The organism is Campylobacter sp. CFSAN093246 (assembly GCF_012889415.1).
In the GTDB taxonomy this organism is placed as follows: Bacteria; Campylobacterota; Campylobacteria; order Campylobacterales; family Campylobacteraceae; genus Campylobacter_D; species Campylobacter_D jejuni.
The window spans coordinates 1,531,363-1,548,003 of the sequence record NZ_CP040613.1 but is presented as its reverse complement, the minus strand read 5'-3'; the positions used below and the strand labels follow the sequence as shown (position 1 = coordinate 1,548,003).

Below are 16,641 nucleotides of genomic sequence, written 5' to 3'. Positions count from 1 at the left end.
ATGCAAATTCCTAGCAAGTTAAAACCTTATTATGAAAATATAGCTTTTGAGCAAGAAGACTCAAAAATGATTATCAACTTAGGCCCTCAACATCCTTCAGCGCATGGAAATTTGCGTCTTATTTTAGAACTCGATGGAGAGCAAGTTGTAAAAGCGCGTCCTTGTATAGGTTATATGCATCGTGGTATGGAAAAAATGGCTGAAAATATGATTTATCAAGAATTTATTCCTACTACTGATAGAATGGACTATATCGCTGCTTCAGCGAATAATTATGCTTATTGTGCAGCGGTTGAAAAGCTTTGTGGTTTAGAGATTCCACGCCGTGCCGCAGTGATACGCATGATACTTTTAGAATTAAACCGTATCACATCGCATTTGCTTTGGCTTGCTACTCATGCGCTTGATATTGGTGCGATGAGTGTATTTTTATACTGTTTTAGAGAACGAGAGTATGTTTTGGATTTGATAGAAAAGTATTGCGGTGCAAGGCTTACGCATTCTTCTATGAGAATAGGCGGGGTTATGCTTGATTTACCTGAGAATTATTTAGAAGAAATGCTTGCATTTTGCGATAAATTTCCAAATGATTTAAAAGATTATGAAGATCTTTTAGATGATAATAGAATTTGGCGTTTAAGAACTGAAAATGTAGGTGTGGTTACTAAAGAACAAGCCTTAAATTGGGGTTGTACGGGTGTGATGTTAAGAGGAAGTGGCATAAAATACGATATACGCAAAGAAGAGCCTTATTTGCTTTATAATGAAGTTGAATTTGGTGTGCCTTATGCTACGCAAGGGGATTCTTATGCAAGATATAAAGTTTATATGCAAGAATTTCGTGAAAGTTTGAAAATCCTTAGACAATGTGCCATGCTTTATAAAGATACTTCGCCTGAAATTTTAGCTACGCATCCTGAGTATGTAAGTGCTTCAAAGGAACAAATTTTAACGCAGAATTATTCTTTAATGCAGCATTTTGTTTTAATCACTCAAGGTTTAAAACCCCCTAAAGGCGAAGTTTATGTGCCTACTGAAAGTCCAAAAGGTGAGCTTGGCTTTTTTATCCATAGTGATGGTACAGGAAGACCTTATCGTTTAAAGGCTAGAACGCCTAGTTATTGGCATTGTGCGTTTTTTGAAGAAATGCTTGTAGGTACTTATTTAGCTGATGTTGTAGCCATTATGGGTAATGTAAATATAGTTTTAGGTGAGATAGATCGATGAGAAGGGTAGATTTAAGAAAAAGCAAAGAGCTTTTTGAAGATTTAGCACAAATCATAAAAGAAGCAAAACAAGGTGAGGTTTTAGTGGTGCTTTTTGAAATCGGCGATTTTTCTCCTGTTGAAAAAAGTTTTTCTTTTGTAAAAGAACAAGGCTGTGAGCTTTTAAATTCTTTGAAATTTAATCAAGTCGATTGGACTATTGTTATAAAAAAGGAGAGGGTATGATTTATGATAATGCTCTTTGTTTTTTAGATATGCCAAGCCTTAAAAACAAAAATTTATGTGAAAAAATAGGTGTAAATAGCATTAATATTTCTTGTTTGGAAGATAAAAACTTAAAAGCTAAATTTTACAAATGCGAAATTGCAAGTTTGAGTTTTGTTTTGGCCTTGCTTTGTAAATTAAGCGATGAAGGACAATTTTGCGATTTAGATGAGGGATATTTAAGTGCTGAATCTTGTTTTGGAGAGGAAGAAGCAGGCGAAGTGCTTGCTTTTTTAAAAGAGGTTAAGTATTTAATTATAGATAAAAATATCCATTCTTATAAAGATAGTGAAAATATCAAATATTTTTTGAATTTCTTAAGTGTAAAATATGGATTAAAGATTTTAGATAGCGATGAAGAAGAATGCGATTTTAAAAAGGCAAAATTAAACACCCTAAAAGAACTCGATAATTATGACGGGTTAGTGCTTTTTAGAGCAAATTTGCAAGATAAAAATTTACATTGTTCAAAGCAATTTTTACAAATTGCAAAATGCAAAGATCAAAGTGAAGTTGAAATTTTAGCTAAAGATTTTAGTTTTAAAACTAAGCTTTGTTTAGATGAAAATTTACAAGGCACCATAGCTTTTTTAAATTATGAAAATAATGGTTTTGATTTTACTCCAATTCGCATAAAGGAAGCAAAATGACAGTTAAGATTAATGGTATAGATTGCGCCTTTGAAGAAGGCGAATATATCTTAAATATAGCAAGAAGAAATGATATTTTTATCCCAGCGATTTGCTATCTTTCGGGCTGTAGTCCTACTTTGGCTTGTCGTATGTGTATGGTTGAAGCTGATGGTAAAAAGGTATATTCTTGCAATACTAAAGCAAAAGAGGGTATGGTTGTAGAAAGTGATTTACAAAATCTTTGGGATGAAAGAAATGAGATCATGCAAGCTTATTGTATCAATCATCCTTTAGAATGTGGAGTTTGCGATAAATCAGGCGAGTGTGAATTGCAAAATTTTACTCATAAAAGTCGTGTAAATGTTCAAAAACATTGGATTAAAGACACGCATAAACCACATAAACATTGGGGAATGATTAATTACGATCCCGCACTTTGCATAGTGTGTGAGCGTTGTATTACAGTTTGTAAGGATAAAATCGGCGAAAGTGCTTTAAAGACTGTTCCTCGTGGCGGAGATAGTGTGGATAATAGCTTTAAAGAGAGCATGGGAAAAGATGCTTATGCGATTTGGACTAAATTTCAAAAAAGTTTGATAGGCCCTGCAAATGGTGATACGCTTGATTGTTCATTTTGTGGAGAATGTACAAGCGTGTGTCCAACAGGAGCTTTGATAGGTTCGAAATTTCAATACACTTCAAATATTTGGGAACTTAAAAGAATCCCTGCTTCAAATCCGCATTCAAGCGATTGTGAGTTGATGTATTATGATATTAAGCAAAGTGGCATTAGCAATCAAAAAGAAAAAATTTATCGTGTGAGTAATGATTTTGCCTTTGCGAGTTTAAATAAGGCTGCAAGGTTTGCTTTTGATACGCAAAATGAGGCGGATAAAGATGAAAAAGCCTTTAAAGAACTTGTGGAGCTTTTTGAGAAAAATGAAATTAAAAACATTAAATTTAATAGTTTTATTACCAATGAAGAAGCTTTGATTTTACAAAATTTAAAAAAGAAATTTAATCTTTCTTTGATCAATGAAGAAGCTTTGAAATTTAAAGAATTTTTACAAGAATTTATCGCTAATTCTGGTGAGTTTTATAGCGCTAATACTCAAGATATAACAAAAAGTGATTTTTTGGTTGTAGCTGGAATGCTTTTAAGATATGATGCTCCAACGCTTAGCTATAAAATCAATAATGCTTTAGTGATGAATAAAGGCTCAGGGCTTTATTTTCATCCTATGGAAGATATGGGTATAGCAAAATATTCTAAAAATTTTATCCCGCACATTCATAAAAATGGCGATGAAGAGCAAATTTTATATTTTTTACTTCAAAAATTTAGCCAAGATGAAGGTATTAAAACTCATTTAGCAGAGTTTTTTGTTAGTGAAAATAAAGAAATAGAAGAAAGTATCAACGAAGAAGTTGTAGAACAAGTCATAGAAAAAGATGAAGAAGGCAATGAAATTCAAAAAGAAGTAAAAAAAGTCGTACCTAAAAAAGTAAAAAAAATCATAGAAGTACAACGCTCTGTTTTTGCTAAAAATTTAGGCATAGATGAAGATAAATTAGAAGATTTATTGCTTAAAAAAGCAAATTTTACTCTTGTTGTAGGGAGTGATTTTTATTTTCATAAAAATGCGAAAAAACTTGCTAAATTACTTGCTTTGATCCAAAATACTACTCCTTTTAAAGTCTTTTTAAATCCTACGCATACTAATACCTTAGGTGTGGCTATGATTTGTGATTTGGATAACAATACACAAGAAGGCAAGACTTTAGGCTACAATGAAAAAGGTGATTTTAGTTTTTCTTATGAAGAGCATGCAAATTTAGCTAGTGCGAGTTTAAATCAGCAAGAAGGAACTTTTTTAAATTATGATAAAAGAGTGGTACCAACTAATGCTGCTTTAGAATTTAAGGGATATTTTTTAAATGATTTGGCTAATGCTTTAGGTTTTGATGAGGAATATACTATAAATTATACTAAGAGACTCCCTATAAATAAAGGTTTTTCTCCGATTGATTTTGATCATTTAGACAATTTTTATACCAATGCAGGCGATTGTAAAAGGGGATATGAGCTTAATTTAGAATGTTTCAAACAAGTTGCTAAAAAAGAATTCATCTCTCCAAATTTTGAAAATTTAAGCCTAAAAGAAGATGAAATTTTGCTTTATAGTGCTAATCCTAGCTATCAATTTGGTAGATTTTCAAATCGTGCTAGTGCGATTAATGAGGTGATTTTTTTAGGTGTAAGTGAAAATTTAGCTAAAGAGAAAAATTTAAAAGATAAAGATCTTGTAAAACTTAAAATAAAAGATAAAGAATTAAGCCTTAGTGTGCGTGTGGATAAGGATATAAAAAATGGAGCTTTCTTGCCGTATTTTGATGAAAAACTTGATACGCTAAGCTTTTTTGATGAAAGATTTGTTGTGGCGAATTTAGAAAAATTAGGAGCAAACCATGAGTGATTTTGCTTTTTTTGCTTTAGAGACTTTGATTAAATGTATTATTATCATTGCAATATTTGCGAGTTTAGCAGGTCTTGCAACTTATGCTGAAAGAAAGGTTTTAGCTTATTTTCAAAGACGCATAGGGCCTGATATGGTAGGGCCTTTTGGGCTTATTCAACTTGTAGCTGATATGATAAAACTTTTTACTAAAGAAGATATAATCCCTTCAAATTCGCAAAAATTTATTTTTGCTATAGCACCTTTGATTTCTGCTATTTGTGCTTTTGTTTCTTTAGCAGCTATTCCTATGCTACCTGAATTTACTTTATTTGGAAGGGTGATTCAGCCTATAGTGGCAGATATCAATGTAGCTTTGCTTTTTGTCATCGGCACTTCAGGACTTTGCTTTTATGCGGTGTTTTTGGGTGGACTTGCAAGTAATAATAAATGGTCGATTTTAGGGGCTGCAAGAGGGCTTGTATCGATTATTTCCTATGAAAGCGTAGGAGCTTTAGCTTTGATTGCTATTATAATGCTTGTAGGTTCTTTTTCTTTGGTGGATATTAACAATTATCAAAGCGATGGATTTTTTTCTTGGCTTATTTTTAAACAACCTTTGGCTTTTGTGCTTTTTATAATTGCTTTATTTATAGAGACTAATAGAACTCCGCTTTGTTTGACGGAAAATGATGCTGAAATTGTAGCGGGTTATGGAACGGAGTATTCGGGTTTAAGATGGGGTATGTTTTTCATAGGTGAATATACTTCTATGATAGCTGGAGCTATTTTGGTCACTCTTTTGTTTTTAGGGGGTTTTAATAGCTTTTGGATTATTCCTGGTTGGATTATGATGATAGTAAAATCAAGTTTTATTTTCTTTTGGTATTTTTGGGCAAGAGCTGCTTTTCCGCAATTGCGTCCAGATCAAGTGATGAAAATGTGCTATTTGATCTTAATCCCTTTAGCTGTTTTAAACCTTTTAATCACTGCTTTGACAGTTCTTTTATAGGAGTTTGATATGAAAAATTATTATTTAGTAGATGAGAAAAGAAAAACTCCTGTTAGCACTTGGGAGAAAATTTCACAAGCTTTGCGTAGAAGCGTTAAACTAGAGCTTTTTGTAGGGCTTTTTGTGATGATGAGAGAATTACTTAAGAGAAATAATAGCGCTACGATTAAATATCCTTTTGAAAAGGTAAAGCTTGACAATCGTTACCGTGCTGTTCATCGTTTGATGCGTTTTATAGAAAGCGAAAATGAAAGATGTATAGGTTGTGGGCTTTGCGAAAAAATTTGCATTAGTAATTGTATCAGAATGGAAACTTCTTTAGATGAAAATGGGCGTAAAAAAGTAGAAAATTATAGTATTAATTTAGGGCGTTGTATTTATTGTGGTTTTTGCGCTGAGGTTTGCCCTGAACTTGCTATAGTGCATGGCACAGAGTATGAAAATGCAGCCGAGCAAAGGTCTTATTTTGGCTATAAGCAAGATTTTTTAACTCCTATTGATAAGCTTAAAAATCAAGTTGAATTTGAAGGAGCAGGAAGTCTTAGAAAGGATGCAAATTTGTGGGTTAAAAAAACGCCAAATTATTATGATGTGATGATTGAAAGAGCCTTAGAAAATCAAAATACACAAGAGCAAGGAGAAAATAAATGATAGAAAATTTGGCTTTTGTATTTTTTAGTGTAGTGGTTTTAGGCTTTTTTGGCATTGCGGTTTTAAGTAAAAATATGCTTTATTCTCTTTCTGCTTTAGCGGGTGGAATGGTATTTTTATCGGGATTTTATTTTTTACTTGATGCAGAGTTTTTAGGCGTGATACAAATTATTGTTTATAGTGGAGCTGTACTTGGACTTTATAGTTTTGCGATGATGTTTTTTGATGCTTCTAAAGAATTTAAAGAACAACTTAAAGCTAAAAAAAGTTTTTTTACTTTGGTGGTTTTAAGTACGATTTTACTTTTGGCCATGCTTATAGGTTTTAAATACCAAAATATCAGCACGGATTTGCCTTTAAATGATCCTGCTTTGTTTGATTTTAATAAACAACTGGCTTTAGCGATTTTTTCAAAATATCTTTTAGCTTTTGAGTTTATAGCTATTTTGCTTTTGATTGCTTTAGTCTGTGCTATAGTGCTTACTCATAAAGAGCTAACAAAGGAAAAACAATGATAGAAAAGTATTTTTTCGTTGCTATTTTAATGTTTGTCATAGGACTTGTAGGGATTTTAAAAAGACAAAATCTCATCATGCTTTTTATCTCAAGTGAAATTTTATTAAATAGTGCTAATTTAGCCTTAGTAGCAGCTTCTAAAATGCACAATGATTTAAATGGACAGGTTTTTGCGCTTTTTATCATCGGTGTAGCAGCTTGTGAAGTAGCTGTTGGTGTAGCTTTGTGTGTGCTTTGGTATAGAAGAAAAGGCACTTTGGAATTAAAAAGCTTAAAAGAAGTGGAGGCTTAGTATGCAAAATTTAGCTTTGATTTCTCTTTTTAGTCCTTTTGTAGCTTTTTTGTTTGCAAGTTGTTTTGCTTTGAGTGAGAAAAAACAATTTGTAGGGATAATTTGTTCACTTTTAGTAGCTTTGAGTGCTTTTTGTTCTTTGTATTTGCTTTTTTGCAATGAAGCTTTTAATGTGAGTTTGTTTGAATGGTTTGCTGGAGTAAATTTTGGCTTTGATATAGATGCTATTTCGCTTACTATGATGAGTGTTGTAGGTATTGTAGCTACTTGTGTGCATTTTTATAGTATTTTTTATATGGCTCATGATGAAGGTTTTAATAAATTTTTTGCTTATTTGGGGCTTTTTGTCTTTTCTATGCTTTTTTTAGTTATGAGTGATAATTTCTTAGGACTTTTCGTAGGTTGGGAAGGCGTTGGGCTTTGCTCTTGGTTGCTCATAGGTTTTTGGTATAAAAATGATACTTATTCTTTTGCGGCTAATGAAGCTTTTATTATGAATCGTATTGCGGATTTGGGTATGCTTTTAGGAATTTTTTGGCTTTATTTGCAAGCAGGAACTTTAAAATATGATAAAGTTTTTTCCATGGCACAAAGCCTAGATCACAATGCTTTGATCTTAATCGCAACTTGTTTATTTATAGGGGCTATGGGAAAATCTGCACAATTTCCTTTTCACACTTGGCTTGCTGATGCTATGGCAGGGCCAACTCCTGTTTCTGCATTAATCCATGCAGCAACCATGGTAACAGCGGGGGTTTATTTGGTAATTCGTGCGAGTACGCTTTATGATTTAGTTCCTGAAGTTTCTTATATTATCGCCTTACTTGGAGCTTTTGTAGCGATTTTTGCAGCCTCTATGGCTTTGGTGGTTAGGGATTTAAAACGCATTATTGCTTACTCTACCTTATCGCAACTTGGATATATGTTTGTGGCTGCAGGACTTGGGGCTTATGGTATAGCTTTATTTCACTTAGCTACGCATGCTTTTTTTAAATCTTTACTTTTCTTAGGCGCTGGAAATGTAATGCATGCTATGAATGATAAATTAGACATTAAAAAAATGGGTGGACTTTTTAAACCTTTAAAAATTACAGCTATTTTAATGTGTATAGGATCTTTAGCTTTAGCAGGAATTTATCCTTTTGCAGGATTTTTCTCTAAAGATTTGATTTTGGGATATTCTTTCATTTCTTTTCACCATGGTATTTTTTTAGTGCTCTTAATCGCAGCTTTTTTAACAGCATTTTATAGCTTTAGACTTTTAATGTTGGTATTTTTTACCCCTGCAAGACATGATGAACATCCACATGAAGCAAGTAAAATCGCACTTTTGGCTATGAGTCCTTTGATGGTTTTAGCTATTATTGCAGGATTTTTCGAACATAGTTTTTTTGAATATTTAAGCACAAAATTAGTTTTTATTGATGCGCAAAATCAAATTGTAATGATTTGTGCGAGTGTAGCAGCTATTTTGGGTGCAATTTTGGCTATTTTTGCTTATAAAAATTCTTGGTTTAAGGAAAGTATTGAAGAAAATAAAATTCATAAACTTTTAAGTAATGATTATTTTATTCCTCAATTCTATCATCAATTTATCGTTTCAAAATATGAAAGCTTATGTGCGATTTTAAAGCATTGTGATCTTTATATTTTTGACAGAATAGTTGAAAAAATTGCTTTGTATTCTCAAAATATTTCACAAAAAATGATTATGCCAAACAGCTTAAACTTAATGCTTAGGTTTTTGGTGGCAGCTTTTGTGATTTTGTTGATTTTAGTATGGATGGTGTAAAATGCTAAATTATTTGATATTTTTTCCTTTGATTGCTGCTTTTGTGGTTTTGCTATTAAATCGCGGAGGCGTTAAGGTTTTTAGCGTTGTTGTAAGTTTTATGATTTTGGCTTTAAATTTGGATATTTTTGCGGATTTTTTACAAGGGGTAAGCTTTGATTATAATCTCTCTTTTAAAATTTTGAAATTTTTTAGCTTTCATGTAGGAGTAGACAGTATTGCACTTGTATTGATGCTTTTAAGTTCTTTGATGATATTTTTAAGCTTTTTATTTTTGAAACTAGAACAGAAAGCGCTTATATCTTGTATATTCTTTTTAGAATTTGCTATTATGGGACTTTTTAGCGCAAAAGATGGTTTGTTGTTTTATGTTTTTTGGGAATTTTCTCTTTTGCCTTTGCTTTATATTATGGGAGTTTATGGTAAAGATTTTAGAGCAGGGGTGAAATTTTTTATCTATGCTTTTGCGGGTTCAATTTTAATGCTTGTAGCATTGATTTATCAAGCTTATTTAAATTATCAGCTTTTAAATATCTTCACTTTTGACTTGGAAATTTGGAAAAATAATGCCTCAGCAGTAAATTTTACAGAGCAACTTTTACTTTTTGGAGCATTTTTTATCGCTTTTGCTATCAAAGCTCCTTTATTTCCACTTCATACTTGGGCACCTAAGGTTTATGCAAATTCGCCTATACTTGTTTCTGTAATGCTTGTAGTTTTTAAAATGGCTCCTTTTGGATTTTTACTTTTTTGTTTACCACTTTTTCCAGATGCGAGTGTGTATTTTATGCCTTTAATTGTAGCTTTATGTATAGTAAGTATCGTTTATAATGCTTTAATTGCTTATAGAGCAGAAAATATTAAAGAATTGATTGCTTATAGTTCTATTTCACATCTTGGTGTGATGATTTTGGGAATTTTTTCTTTAAATGCTTTGGGTATTAGTGGTGCGGTTTTTTATATGTTTGCACATGGTATTGTAACGGGAGCTTTATTTTTAATGGCTGAACTTTTATACCAAAGATATCATACTTATGATATTTCTTTTTACCATTCTTTAGCCAAAAAAGCACCTTTATTTTCAATTTTCTTTATGCTCATTTTACTTGCGAGTGTTTCTTTGCCTTTAACTGTTTCTTTTGTGGGAGAGTTTTTAATTCTTTTAGGTATAGCAAAGATTAATTTATTTTACGCTTTGTTGGCAGGTTTGGTGATTATTTTAGGAGCGATTTATATGTTCGCAGTATTTAGAAAAATATTTTTCATGCAAAAACAAAGCTTTATAGAGAATTTTTCTTTACGTTTTAGAGAAATAGTAGCGCTTGTGTGCATTGTAGTAATGATTTTTGGACTAGGGCTTATGCCAAATATACTTTTAAAGCCGATACAAAAAGATGTGGATAATCTTATAAAAACAATGAATATTAGAGCTGTTGAGCAAAATACTTTAGATTTTTTATCTAAAATAGGAGAGGCAAATGTTAAATAATTTTTTAAATTTAGAACTTTTAAATATAAGCTTATCTTATCCATTTTTATTTTTAATTACAACTGCAATAGTTCTTTTGCTTTGCTCTGGTTTTTGGAAATTTCATCGATCGTTTTATATCGGCATAAGTTCTTTGTCTTTGATTGTAAGTGCTTTTTTGATTTTAAATAATGCAAATGCTCAAGGTTTAGATGCAAAAGCTTTTTTAGCTACTTTGAATAATGATATTGTTTCATTTTATGCTTCTTTGGTGATTTTGTGTTTTTCATTTTTATATCTTTTAATGCAAAAAGAAGAAAATCAAGGTGAATTTTATGCTTTATTTTTATTTATGATTGCATCTTTGCTTTTGATGGTTTCAAGCTCAAATTTAGTACTTATTTTTATAGGACTTGAAAGTTCTTCTTTAGCGCTTTATACTTTAATAGCAATGCGTGGAAGTGATAATGCTATTTCAAGTGCGATAAAATACTTTAGTATAGCGGCTGTAGGAGCTGGGTTTTTTGTTATGGCTGTAGCTTTTATTTATTTAAAAACAGGAACTTTAGATTTATCATCTGCTAATTTAGCGTTAAAAAATGAGTTTCAAAAAGATCTCATGCTTTTGGGTGCTGGAGTGATGATTTTTGTTCTTTGTGCAATCAAGCTTTCTTTGACACCTTTTCATTTTTGGCTTAAAGATGTGTATTATGCAGCACATACAAATTTGGTTGCTTTTATTTCAGTTGTGCCAAAAGTTGCCATGTTGGTTGTGGTTATTCGTTTGTTTGATTTTTTAAATAATACAGGTTTTGAATATATCATAATAGTTCTAGCGATTTTTTCTATGCTTATAGGCGCTTTTGCGGCTCTAAGTCAAAACAATATCAAAAAAATGTTTGCTTATAGTTCTGTAGTGCATTCTTCTTTGGTTTTGATAGCTTGCATTCCTTTATTAAAAGAACAAAATTTTGATGGAATTTTGCTTGCTATTTTTGGATATTGGACTTTATTTGCTTTTGCAAATTATGCTGTATTTATGATTTTAAGTAATTATGAGAATAATTCTTATGAGAGTTTAAATGGGCTTTTGGTTAAAAAACCTTTAATTGCTTTTTGTTTAAGCATTAGTGTGCTTTCTTTAGCAGGTATTCCGCCTTTTGGAGTATTTTGGGGTAAATTTATGATTTTAAATACAGTAATTTTAAATGGATATTGGTATTTGGCGCTTTTTGTGGCTTTATCTTCTGTTATTATGCTTTATGCGTATTTAAAGATTTTAATTCATGTTTTATTTATGAAAAATGATAGGGTTTATAATATTAAGTTTAGTTTTATACAAAATTTTATTTTAGCTTTTTGTGTTTGTGTAAGCACTTTTGCTATATTGTTAATGTTATAAGAGTTTTGCTATAATTATTTTATGAGAATATTATTTTTAATTTTATTAAGTTTTTTAAATGCTTTTGCTTTTGAGCTTGTTTTAAACACGGGTCGCGAAAATAATCAAGCTTTTGCAGTTTTACATGCGAGTAATGATTTAGAATTTACATGTCAAAAATTTATTACCGAAGCAAAAGTTCATTTTGAATGTGATATTGCAGGTATGGTTGATAATAAATTAAAAGATCAGAGTTTTTCTGCTTTTGATTTAAAATTTATACAAGAAGCTCAAAAAATTAAAATGATCATTTTGCCAAAAATACAAGCAAGAATGTTTGACACTTCTCAAAATATTTATATAGATAAAGAACTCAGTTCATCAAGTTCGCATAAAAGTAAGGCTTTTACTTTTATTTTTACACCAGAACTAGCACCTATTAAAGACTATGATGGACTCGATTTTAATATCAATTTTCCACATGAGAGTTTGCCTTATGTTGGAGCTTTAGATTTAAATTCTGATCCTGTTGTCATTCCTCAAAGTGCAGATATCAATACTTATTTACGCATCAAAAAAGAATACGATAAGGCTAATTACAATCAAGTGGTGATTGATGCACAAAATGCTATCAATAGATATCGTGGCAGTATTTTTACTAGTGAATTTATACTTTATAAATTAAGAGCTCAAAATAAACTTTACACTCAAGATCCAAGTATGCGTGATCAACAAATTTTAGAAAAGATGATTGATGATGCTAAAAATTGGACGCGTACTTTTACAAGTGATAAAAATTTTTCAGAAGTTTTACATATAATGTTAAGAACTTATATCGCTTTAGCTCAGCGTGCTGATGTAGAGTATACAATGTCGATTTTGGATAATGAACAACCTAATAATTATTTTACTCAGTTATCAAAACTTGATTATGCAGACTATATTTATAATTTAAATGAAAAAGAAAAAGCTGTAAATATTTATGAAAATACTTATTTTAATACAAAAAATTTAGATTTAGCTGCAAGAGCAGCTATGAGTTTGGCAAAGAATTTGCTTTCAAATGAGCAAGTAAATAAAGCTATAGAATATATTAATACCATTTTAAAAGCCAATCCTGAATATTTTGGAAAAGATATTCCAAGATCTTTAGAACTTGCTAAATTATTTAATCAAAAGGGACAATTTGATATAAGTGCAAGTATTTATGAAGATGCCTTTGCTAAAATGTCCAAACTTGATCCAAGTTATGAAGAAACTTTAAAAGATTTAGCCTTGGTTTTATCACATGCTAACAGATCTAGTGATGCTAAAAAATACCTTGATTTGTATATGGATGATTATTTAGATGGTAAGTATTTAGATGAAATTAAAAAAGCAAGTGATGAGGTATTCTTTGCTTTAGGTGATAATAATGCAAGCTTTTTGCATCAGCGTTATACAGATTTAATGAAGCAATATGCAAATAAAGATGAGAATATTGCAAATAAAGCTTTAGATGAAGATGTTGCACTTTATTATAAAGAGGGAAATTTTAGTGCTATTTTAGCTTATAAAGATCTTATAGAAAGTAAAAAAATTCCAAATGCTACTCAATTTTTAGAGAAAGCAGCCATTAATGATTTAAAAAATGCGATAAAAGCTGATAATTGTATCAATGCTGCAAATATTTTTATGCGTTTTAGTGCTTATGATATAGGTCAGAAAATTGAGAATAAAAAACAAATGTTAGCTTGTCTTATCAGAACTTCTAATGTTGAACAAGCACTTGATTATATAGATAAAAATTATAATGAAGATTCTATATTTTACGGTCTTCAAAAAGCATCTATTCTTTTTGACAATAAACAATATCCTCAGGTGATTAAAATTTCTAAAGACATAGCTAATTCTAGAATTTTAAAAAGTGATGATGAGAATTTTAAGGCTTATTATTTGCAATTTTTATCTTTATTGCGTTTAAATGACTATAATCAAGCCATTAAAATTTTGCAAATTTTAGAAAGTTTTCCAATGAATTTTAGTATGGTGGAAGCTTATGATGCTTTACTTTCTTACGCTAATGATCATAATATGCAAACAACTATTTTAACTTACGCACCTAAGGCCATTGACTATCAAAATTTTAAAGGTATAAATCTTTTTAGTCCTAATTTAGAATTTATATATCTTGATGCTTTGACTAAAATCAATAAAAATGAAGAAAGTTTAGCTGTTTTAACAGATTTGCTTAAATTAAAACTTTCAGATGAGGATAAGGCAAGAGCTTTATATATCCAAGCTTTAACTTATGAAAGAATGCAAAATATACAAGCTGAAAAAGAAAGTTTAAAACAATGTCTTGAAATCAAAGGTGTTTCAAATTGGCAGAATTTATGTAAGAGTAAAAATCAAATTTTAAATCAATAAGTAAATTAGAGATAACTAGCTTTTTAGCTAGTTATCTAAGGTTAAAACCTTTTCTTCTTAACATCTTCTAAGATATTATTAGCTATATCACTTACTGTACTAGAAATAATAGCTGATTCATTAGCAATTTCAACATTATCTTTAGTAGTTTGATCAATTTGAGCTACGCTATCATTGATTTGAGTGATACCTGCAGTTTGTTCTTTAATACTTTCTGCCATATCATTGATAGATTGAACAAGTAAATTAGTATTAGCTTCAATTTCTGATAAAGACTTTTGAGTTCTTTCAGCTAACTTTCTAACTTCATCAGCTACCACTGCAAAGCCTCTACCATGTTCTCCAGCACGAGCTGCTTCAATAGCTGCATTTAAAGCTAAAAGATTGATTTGATCTGCAATATCACCTATAATACCTGTAACATTTTTAATCTCTTCAGATTGAGTGATAACATCACTAGTTTTAACTGAAACATTTTGCATAGAAGAAGTGATCTCTTCTAAAGCTGCTGCAGTTTCTTCTAAAGATTGAGCTTGAGAATTTGAAGAAGTGGTTAAGCTTTGAACAGCAGTTTGTAATTTTCCACTTTCATTAGCTAAGGCATTAGCAAAGTCTGAACTTTGTTTTAGCATTTTAACTATTTCATCACCTAAAGCATTAGTAGTTAATTCTACACTACCGCTAGCATTTTCTAATTTATTTCTAAAGTCTAAGCTTTTGTATTCTTCAAAAATTTTATGAATAGCATTCATATCAGAACCTACTCTAGCTTGTAAAACATCAAGAAGTTTATTTAGAACATTTTTAAGTTCAATAAGTTGTGGGTTTCTTGGATTAGCAGTAATTCTTGCTGTTAAATTACCACCTTCTACAACTGATACGGTTTGAACTGATTCTTTAACGGCTTGATTGTCTTGTTCTAAGCCTCTTTTAGTAGCAAGAATGTTTTCATTGATAGCATTTGAGATTTGTCCAAATTCATCATTGCTTTTTACTTCTATAGTAGAAACATTTTTTGTTTTATAGTTGATAAAATCAAAGAATGAAGTTAAACCTGTTTGGATAGCTGCAAGTGGGGAGAGGTATTTTGATACGATGAAATAAAGGAGGATGACGCTAAATACTACTACAATAATGACAACAATGGCTTGAATAAATGCAGCTTTATGAATAGGTTTATTTATAATATCAGCGCTTTCGGTAATACAAGCTGTATAAGCAAAGACTTTAGTACAAGTTCCAAGTCTTTCTTTGCCGTCTAATCCATAAGTAAAAAAGTTATAGTCTCCATGTGTTTTATATGCATTTAAAACAGGAGAATGATCAATGGATGGATTTAATAATTCTTTATTGGTTGCTGCAAATATTTTATTTTTTTGATCAAATAAAAAAGTATTTCCAGGAGTGTTTGCAACTGAATTTTGCAAATCTTCTAATGGTATATCGACACCCAGTACTCCTATGATTTTGCCATCTTTATAAATAGCTTTAGAATACGTTATTACATATTGTTTTAAAATTGTATCTAAATATGCTGGTGTAACAAAAATATCATTTGTTTTTAAAGCTTCTTGATACCAATCTTTTGTCTTTATATCTAAATCATCACGTAATTCAGGCATTTTTGCATCATTAGATTTTTGACTAAGTAAAACTTTTCCATTGTTTAAACCTAAATAAACATTTAGTGCATTTATACTATGACGATAATATTTCAATATTGGACCAACATTGTTAATAATATTTTCTTCAGTGATTAAAGATTGATAAGGTAAGTTCGCGATATCTTTTTCTAAAGCTCTAGTAAAAGATTGATTTGTGGAACGGAAATCTTCAACGGTAGATTGTGTGACTTTAAGTAGATCAGTTTGATTTTTAAGAGTGCTTTCATATAGTGAGGTTTTTGTAAAATAAAAACTTACAATACCTAGAACAATTAAGGCAAAAATTGCAATTAAATTTGCAATGAGGGAAAGTTTGATTTTAATACTATTCATTATTTTCCTTTTAATCTTTGTTATTTTTAGCATAAAACTAATAATTTGGCTATTATTTTATCACAAAAAAATAAAATAAATTTTTATTTTTGTCTTAAATAAGGAGAAAATATGGCTTATACTATAAAAAAGTAGAAAAAGAAACAAAAATTAGTGCTCATACTTTAAGATTTTGGGCTAAAAAAGTTTGTTTCCTTTTGTTCAAAAAGATGAAAATAGTGTGAAATATTTTTCAAAAAGCGATATAAAATGGGTAAAATGGATAGAATGGCTTAGAATTTCAGGTATGCCAATAGAACAAATCAAACATTATATAAAACTTTGCTCTTTGGGTATAAAAACTGCTAAAGAAAGACAAGAGATGTTAAAGCAAACAAAGAAAAAATTACAAAACCAGATTAAAACATTAAAAGAAAGTGAAAAAGTTTTAAGCAAAAAGATAAAAATTTATGAAGAAATGCTTGCAAATGAAGTCGATGGGTTTAATCTAGAAAGCAAGGACTATCAACCTTGTGATAAATTGCATAAGTTTAAGGGTTGATTTT

General features: G+C 30.4%; 13 protein-coding genes and 1 pseudogene. 13 read left to right on the top strand and 1 reads right to left on the bottom strand.

The features are described 5' to 3' along the window. Genes nuoD through FBE87_RS07905 form a run of 12 tightly spaced genes read left to right on the top strand, consistent with a single transcriptional unit; the run spans position 1 to position 14,099 of the window. A complete protein-coding gene (nuoD, locus tag FBE87_RS07960; RefSeq protein ID WP_002864417.1) occupies positions 1–1,227 on the top strand; it encodes an NADH dehydrogenase (quinone) subunit D in 1,227 nt (408 codons plus the stop codon). Next, a complete protein-coding gene (locus FBE87_RS07955; RefSeq protein ID WP_002824979.1) occupies positions 1,224–1,451 on the top strand; it encodes an NADH-ubiquinone oxidoreductase subunit E family protein in 228 nt (75 codons plus the stop codon). Before nuoD ends, FBE87_RS07955 begins: the two co-directional genes overlap by 4 nt. Beyond that, positions 1,448–2,140 (top strand): hypothetical protein, encoded by a 693-nt coding sequence (locus FBE87_RS07950; RefSeq protein WP_002851266.1) that lies wholly within the window; start codon positions 1,448–1,450, stop codon positions 2,138–2,140. Before FBE87_RS07955 ends, FBE87_RS07950 begins: the two co-directional genes overlap by 4 nt. Continuing rightward, on the top strand, positions 2,137–4,599 hold the full coding sequence (locus FBE87_RS07945; RefSeq protein ID WP_002851440.1) for an NADH-quinone oxidoreductase subunit G: 2,463 nt from the start codon (positions 2,137–2,139) through the stop codon (positions 4,597–4,599). Before FBE87_RS07950 ends, FBE87_RS07945 begins: the two co-directional genes overlap by 4 nt. Continuing rightward, complete coding sequence (gene nuoH, locus FBE87_RS07940) at positions 4,592–5,590, top strand: NADH-quinone oxidoreductase subunit NuoH (protein ID WP_002851149.1); 999 nt, start codon at positions 4,592–4,594, stop codon at positions 5,588–5,590. The genes FBE87_RS07945 and nuoH overlap by 8 nt, the downstream gene beginning before the upstream one ends. Before the next feature lie 9 nt (positions 5,591–5,599). Continuing rightward, positions 5,600–6,241, top strand: a complete 642-nt coding sequence (nuoI, locus tag FBE87_RS07935) for an NADH-quinone oxidoreductase subunit NuoI (protein ID WP_002851456.1) — start codon at positions 5,600–5,602, stop codon at positions 6,239–6,241. Next, positions 6,238–6,756: an NADH-quinone oxidoreductase subunit J gene (locus FBE87_RS07930; RefSeq protein WP_002864418.1), complete on the top strand. Its 519-nt coding sequence runs from the start codon at positions 6,238–6,240 to the stop codon at positions 6,754–6,756. The genes nuoI and FBE87_RS07930 overlap by 4 nt, the downstream gene beginning before the upstream one ends. Further along, complete coding sequence (gene nuoK / locus FBE87_RS07925; protein WP_165433052.1) at positions 6,753–7,049, top strand: NADH-quinone oxidoreductase subunit NuoK; 297 nt, start codon at positions 6,753–6,755, stop codon at positions 7,047–7,049. Before FBE87_RS07930 ends, nuoK begins: the two co-directional genes overlap by 4 nt. 1 nt (position 7,050) lies before the next feature. Further along, positions 7,051–8,841, top strand: a complete 1,791-nt coding sequence (gene nuoL, locus FBE87_RS07920; protein WP_100623621.1) for an NADH-quinone oxidoreductase subunit L — start codon at positions 7,051–7,053, stop codon at positions 8,839–8,841. Position 8,842: 1 nt separating this feature from the next. Continuing rightward, positions 8,843–10,330, top strand: coding sequence for an NADH-quinone oxidoreductase subunit M (locus tag FBE87_RS07915; protein ID WP_100623620.1), 1,488 nt, complete (start codon positions 8,843–8,845; stop codon positions 10,328–10,330). Further along, positions 10,320–11,711 carry an NADH-quinone oxidoreductase subunit N gene (locus FBE87_RS07910; RefSeq protein WP_168977245.1) on the top strand — a complete coding sequence of 464 codons (1,392 nt, stop codon included), beginning with the start codon at positions 10,320–10,322 and terminating at the stop codon, positions 11,709–11,711. Before FBE87_RS07915 ends, FBE87_RS07910 begins: the two co-directional genes overlap by 11 nt. A 21-nt stretch (positions 11,712–11,732) precedes the next feature. Beyond that, a complete protein-coding gene (locus tag FBE87_RS07905) occupies positions 11,733–14,099 on the top strand; it encodes a paralyzed flagella protein PflA (protein WP_002934701.1) in 2,367 nt (788 codons plus the stop codon). A gap of 41 nt (positions 14,100–14,140) precedes the next feature. On the opposite strand, the gene FBE87_RS07900 is transcribed toward FBE87_RS07905, so the two are convergent. After that, positions 14,141–16,129, bottom strand: a complete 1,989-nt coding sequence (locus FBE87_RS07900) for a methyl-accepting chemotaxis protein (protein WP_079461977.1) — start codon at positions 16,127–16,129, stop codon at positions 14,141–14,143. Between the two features lie 65 nt (positions 16,130–16,194). Between FBE87_RS07900 and FBE87_RS07895 the strand changes: the two are divergent. Beyond that, positions 16,195–16,637, top strand: a pseudogene (locus FBE87_RS07895) (MerR family transcriptional regulator). Positions 16,638–16,641 lie beyond the last annotated feature (4 nt).

Coding starts and splice junctions, on each gene's coding strand:
- FBE87_RS07915 (WP_100623620.1), top strand. CDS start 8,843: ATGCTAAATTATTTGATATTTTTTCCTTTGATTGCTGCTTTTGTGGTT.
- FBE87_RS07950 (WP_002851266.1), top strand. CDS start 1,448: ATGATTTATGATAATGCTCTTTGTTTTTTAGATATGCCAAGCCTTAAA.
- FBE87_RS07945 (WP_002851440.1), top strand. CDS start 2,137: ATGACAGTTAAGATTAATGGTATAGATTGCGCCTTTGAAGAAGGCGAA.
- nuoL (WP_100623621.1), top strand. CDS start 7,051: ATGCAAAATTTAGCTTTGATTTCTCTTTTTAGTCCTTTTGTAGCTTTT.
- nuoD (WP_002864417.1), top strand. CDS start 1: ATGCAAATTCCTAGCAAGTTAAAACCTTATTATGAAAATATAGCTTTT.
- FBE87_RS07910 (WP_168977245.1), top strand. CDS start 10,320: ATGTTAAATAATTTTTTAAATTTAGAACTTTTAAATATAAGCTTATCT.
- FBE87_RS07905 (WP_002934701.1), top strand. CDS start 11,733: ATGAGAATATTATTTTTAATTTTATTAAGTTTTTTAAATGCTTTTGCT.
- FBE87_RS07930 (WP_002864418.1), top strand. CDS start 6,238: ATGATAGAAAATTTGGCTTTTGTATTTTTTAGTGTAGTGGTTTTAGGC.
- nuoI (WP_002851456.1), top strand. CDS start 5,600: ATGAAAAATTATTATTTAGTAGATGAGAAAAGAAAAACTCCTGTTAGC.
- FBE87_RS07955 (WP_002824979.1), top strand. CDS start 1,224: ATGAGAAGGGTAGATTTAAGAAAAAGCAAAGAGCTTTTTGAAGATTTA.
- nuoK (WP_165433052.1), top strand. CDS start 6,753: ATGATAGAAAAGTATTTTTTCGTTGCTATTTTAATGTTTGTCATAGGA.
- FBE87_RS07900 (WP_079461977.1), bottom strand. CDS start 16,129: ATGCTAAAAATAACAAAGATTAAAAGGAAAATAATGAATAGTATTAAA.
- nuoH (WP_002851149.1), top strand. CDS start 4,592: ATGAGTGATTTTGCTTTTTTTGCTTTAGAGACTTTGATTAAATGTATT.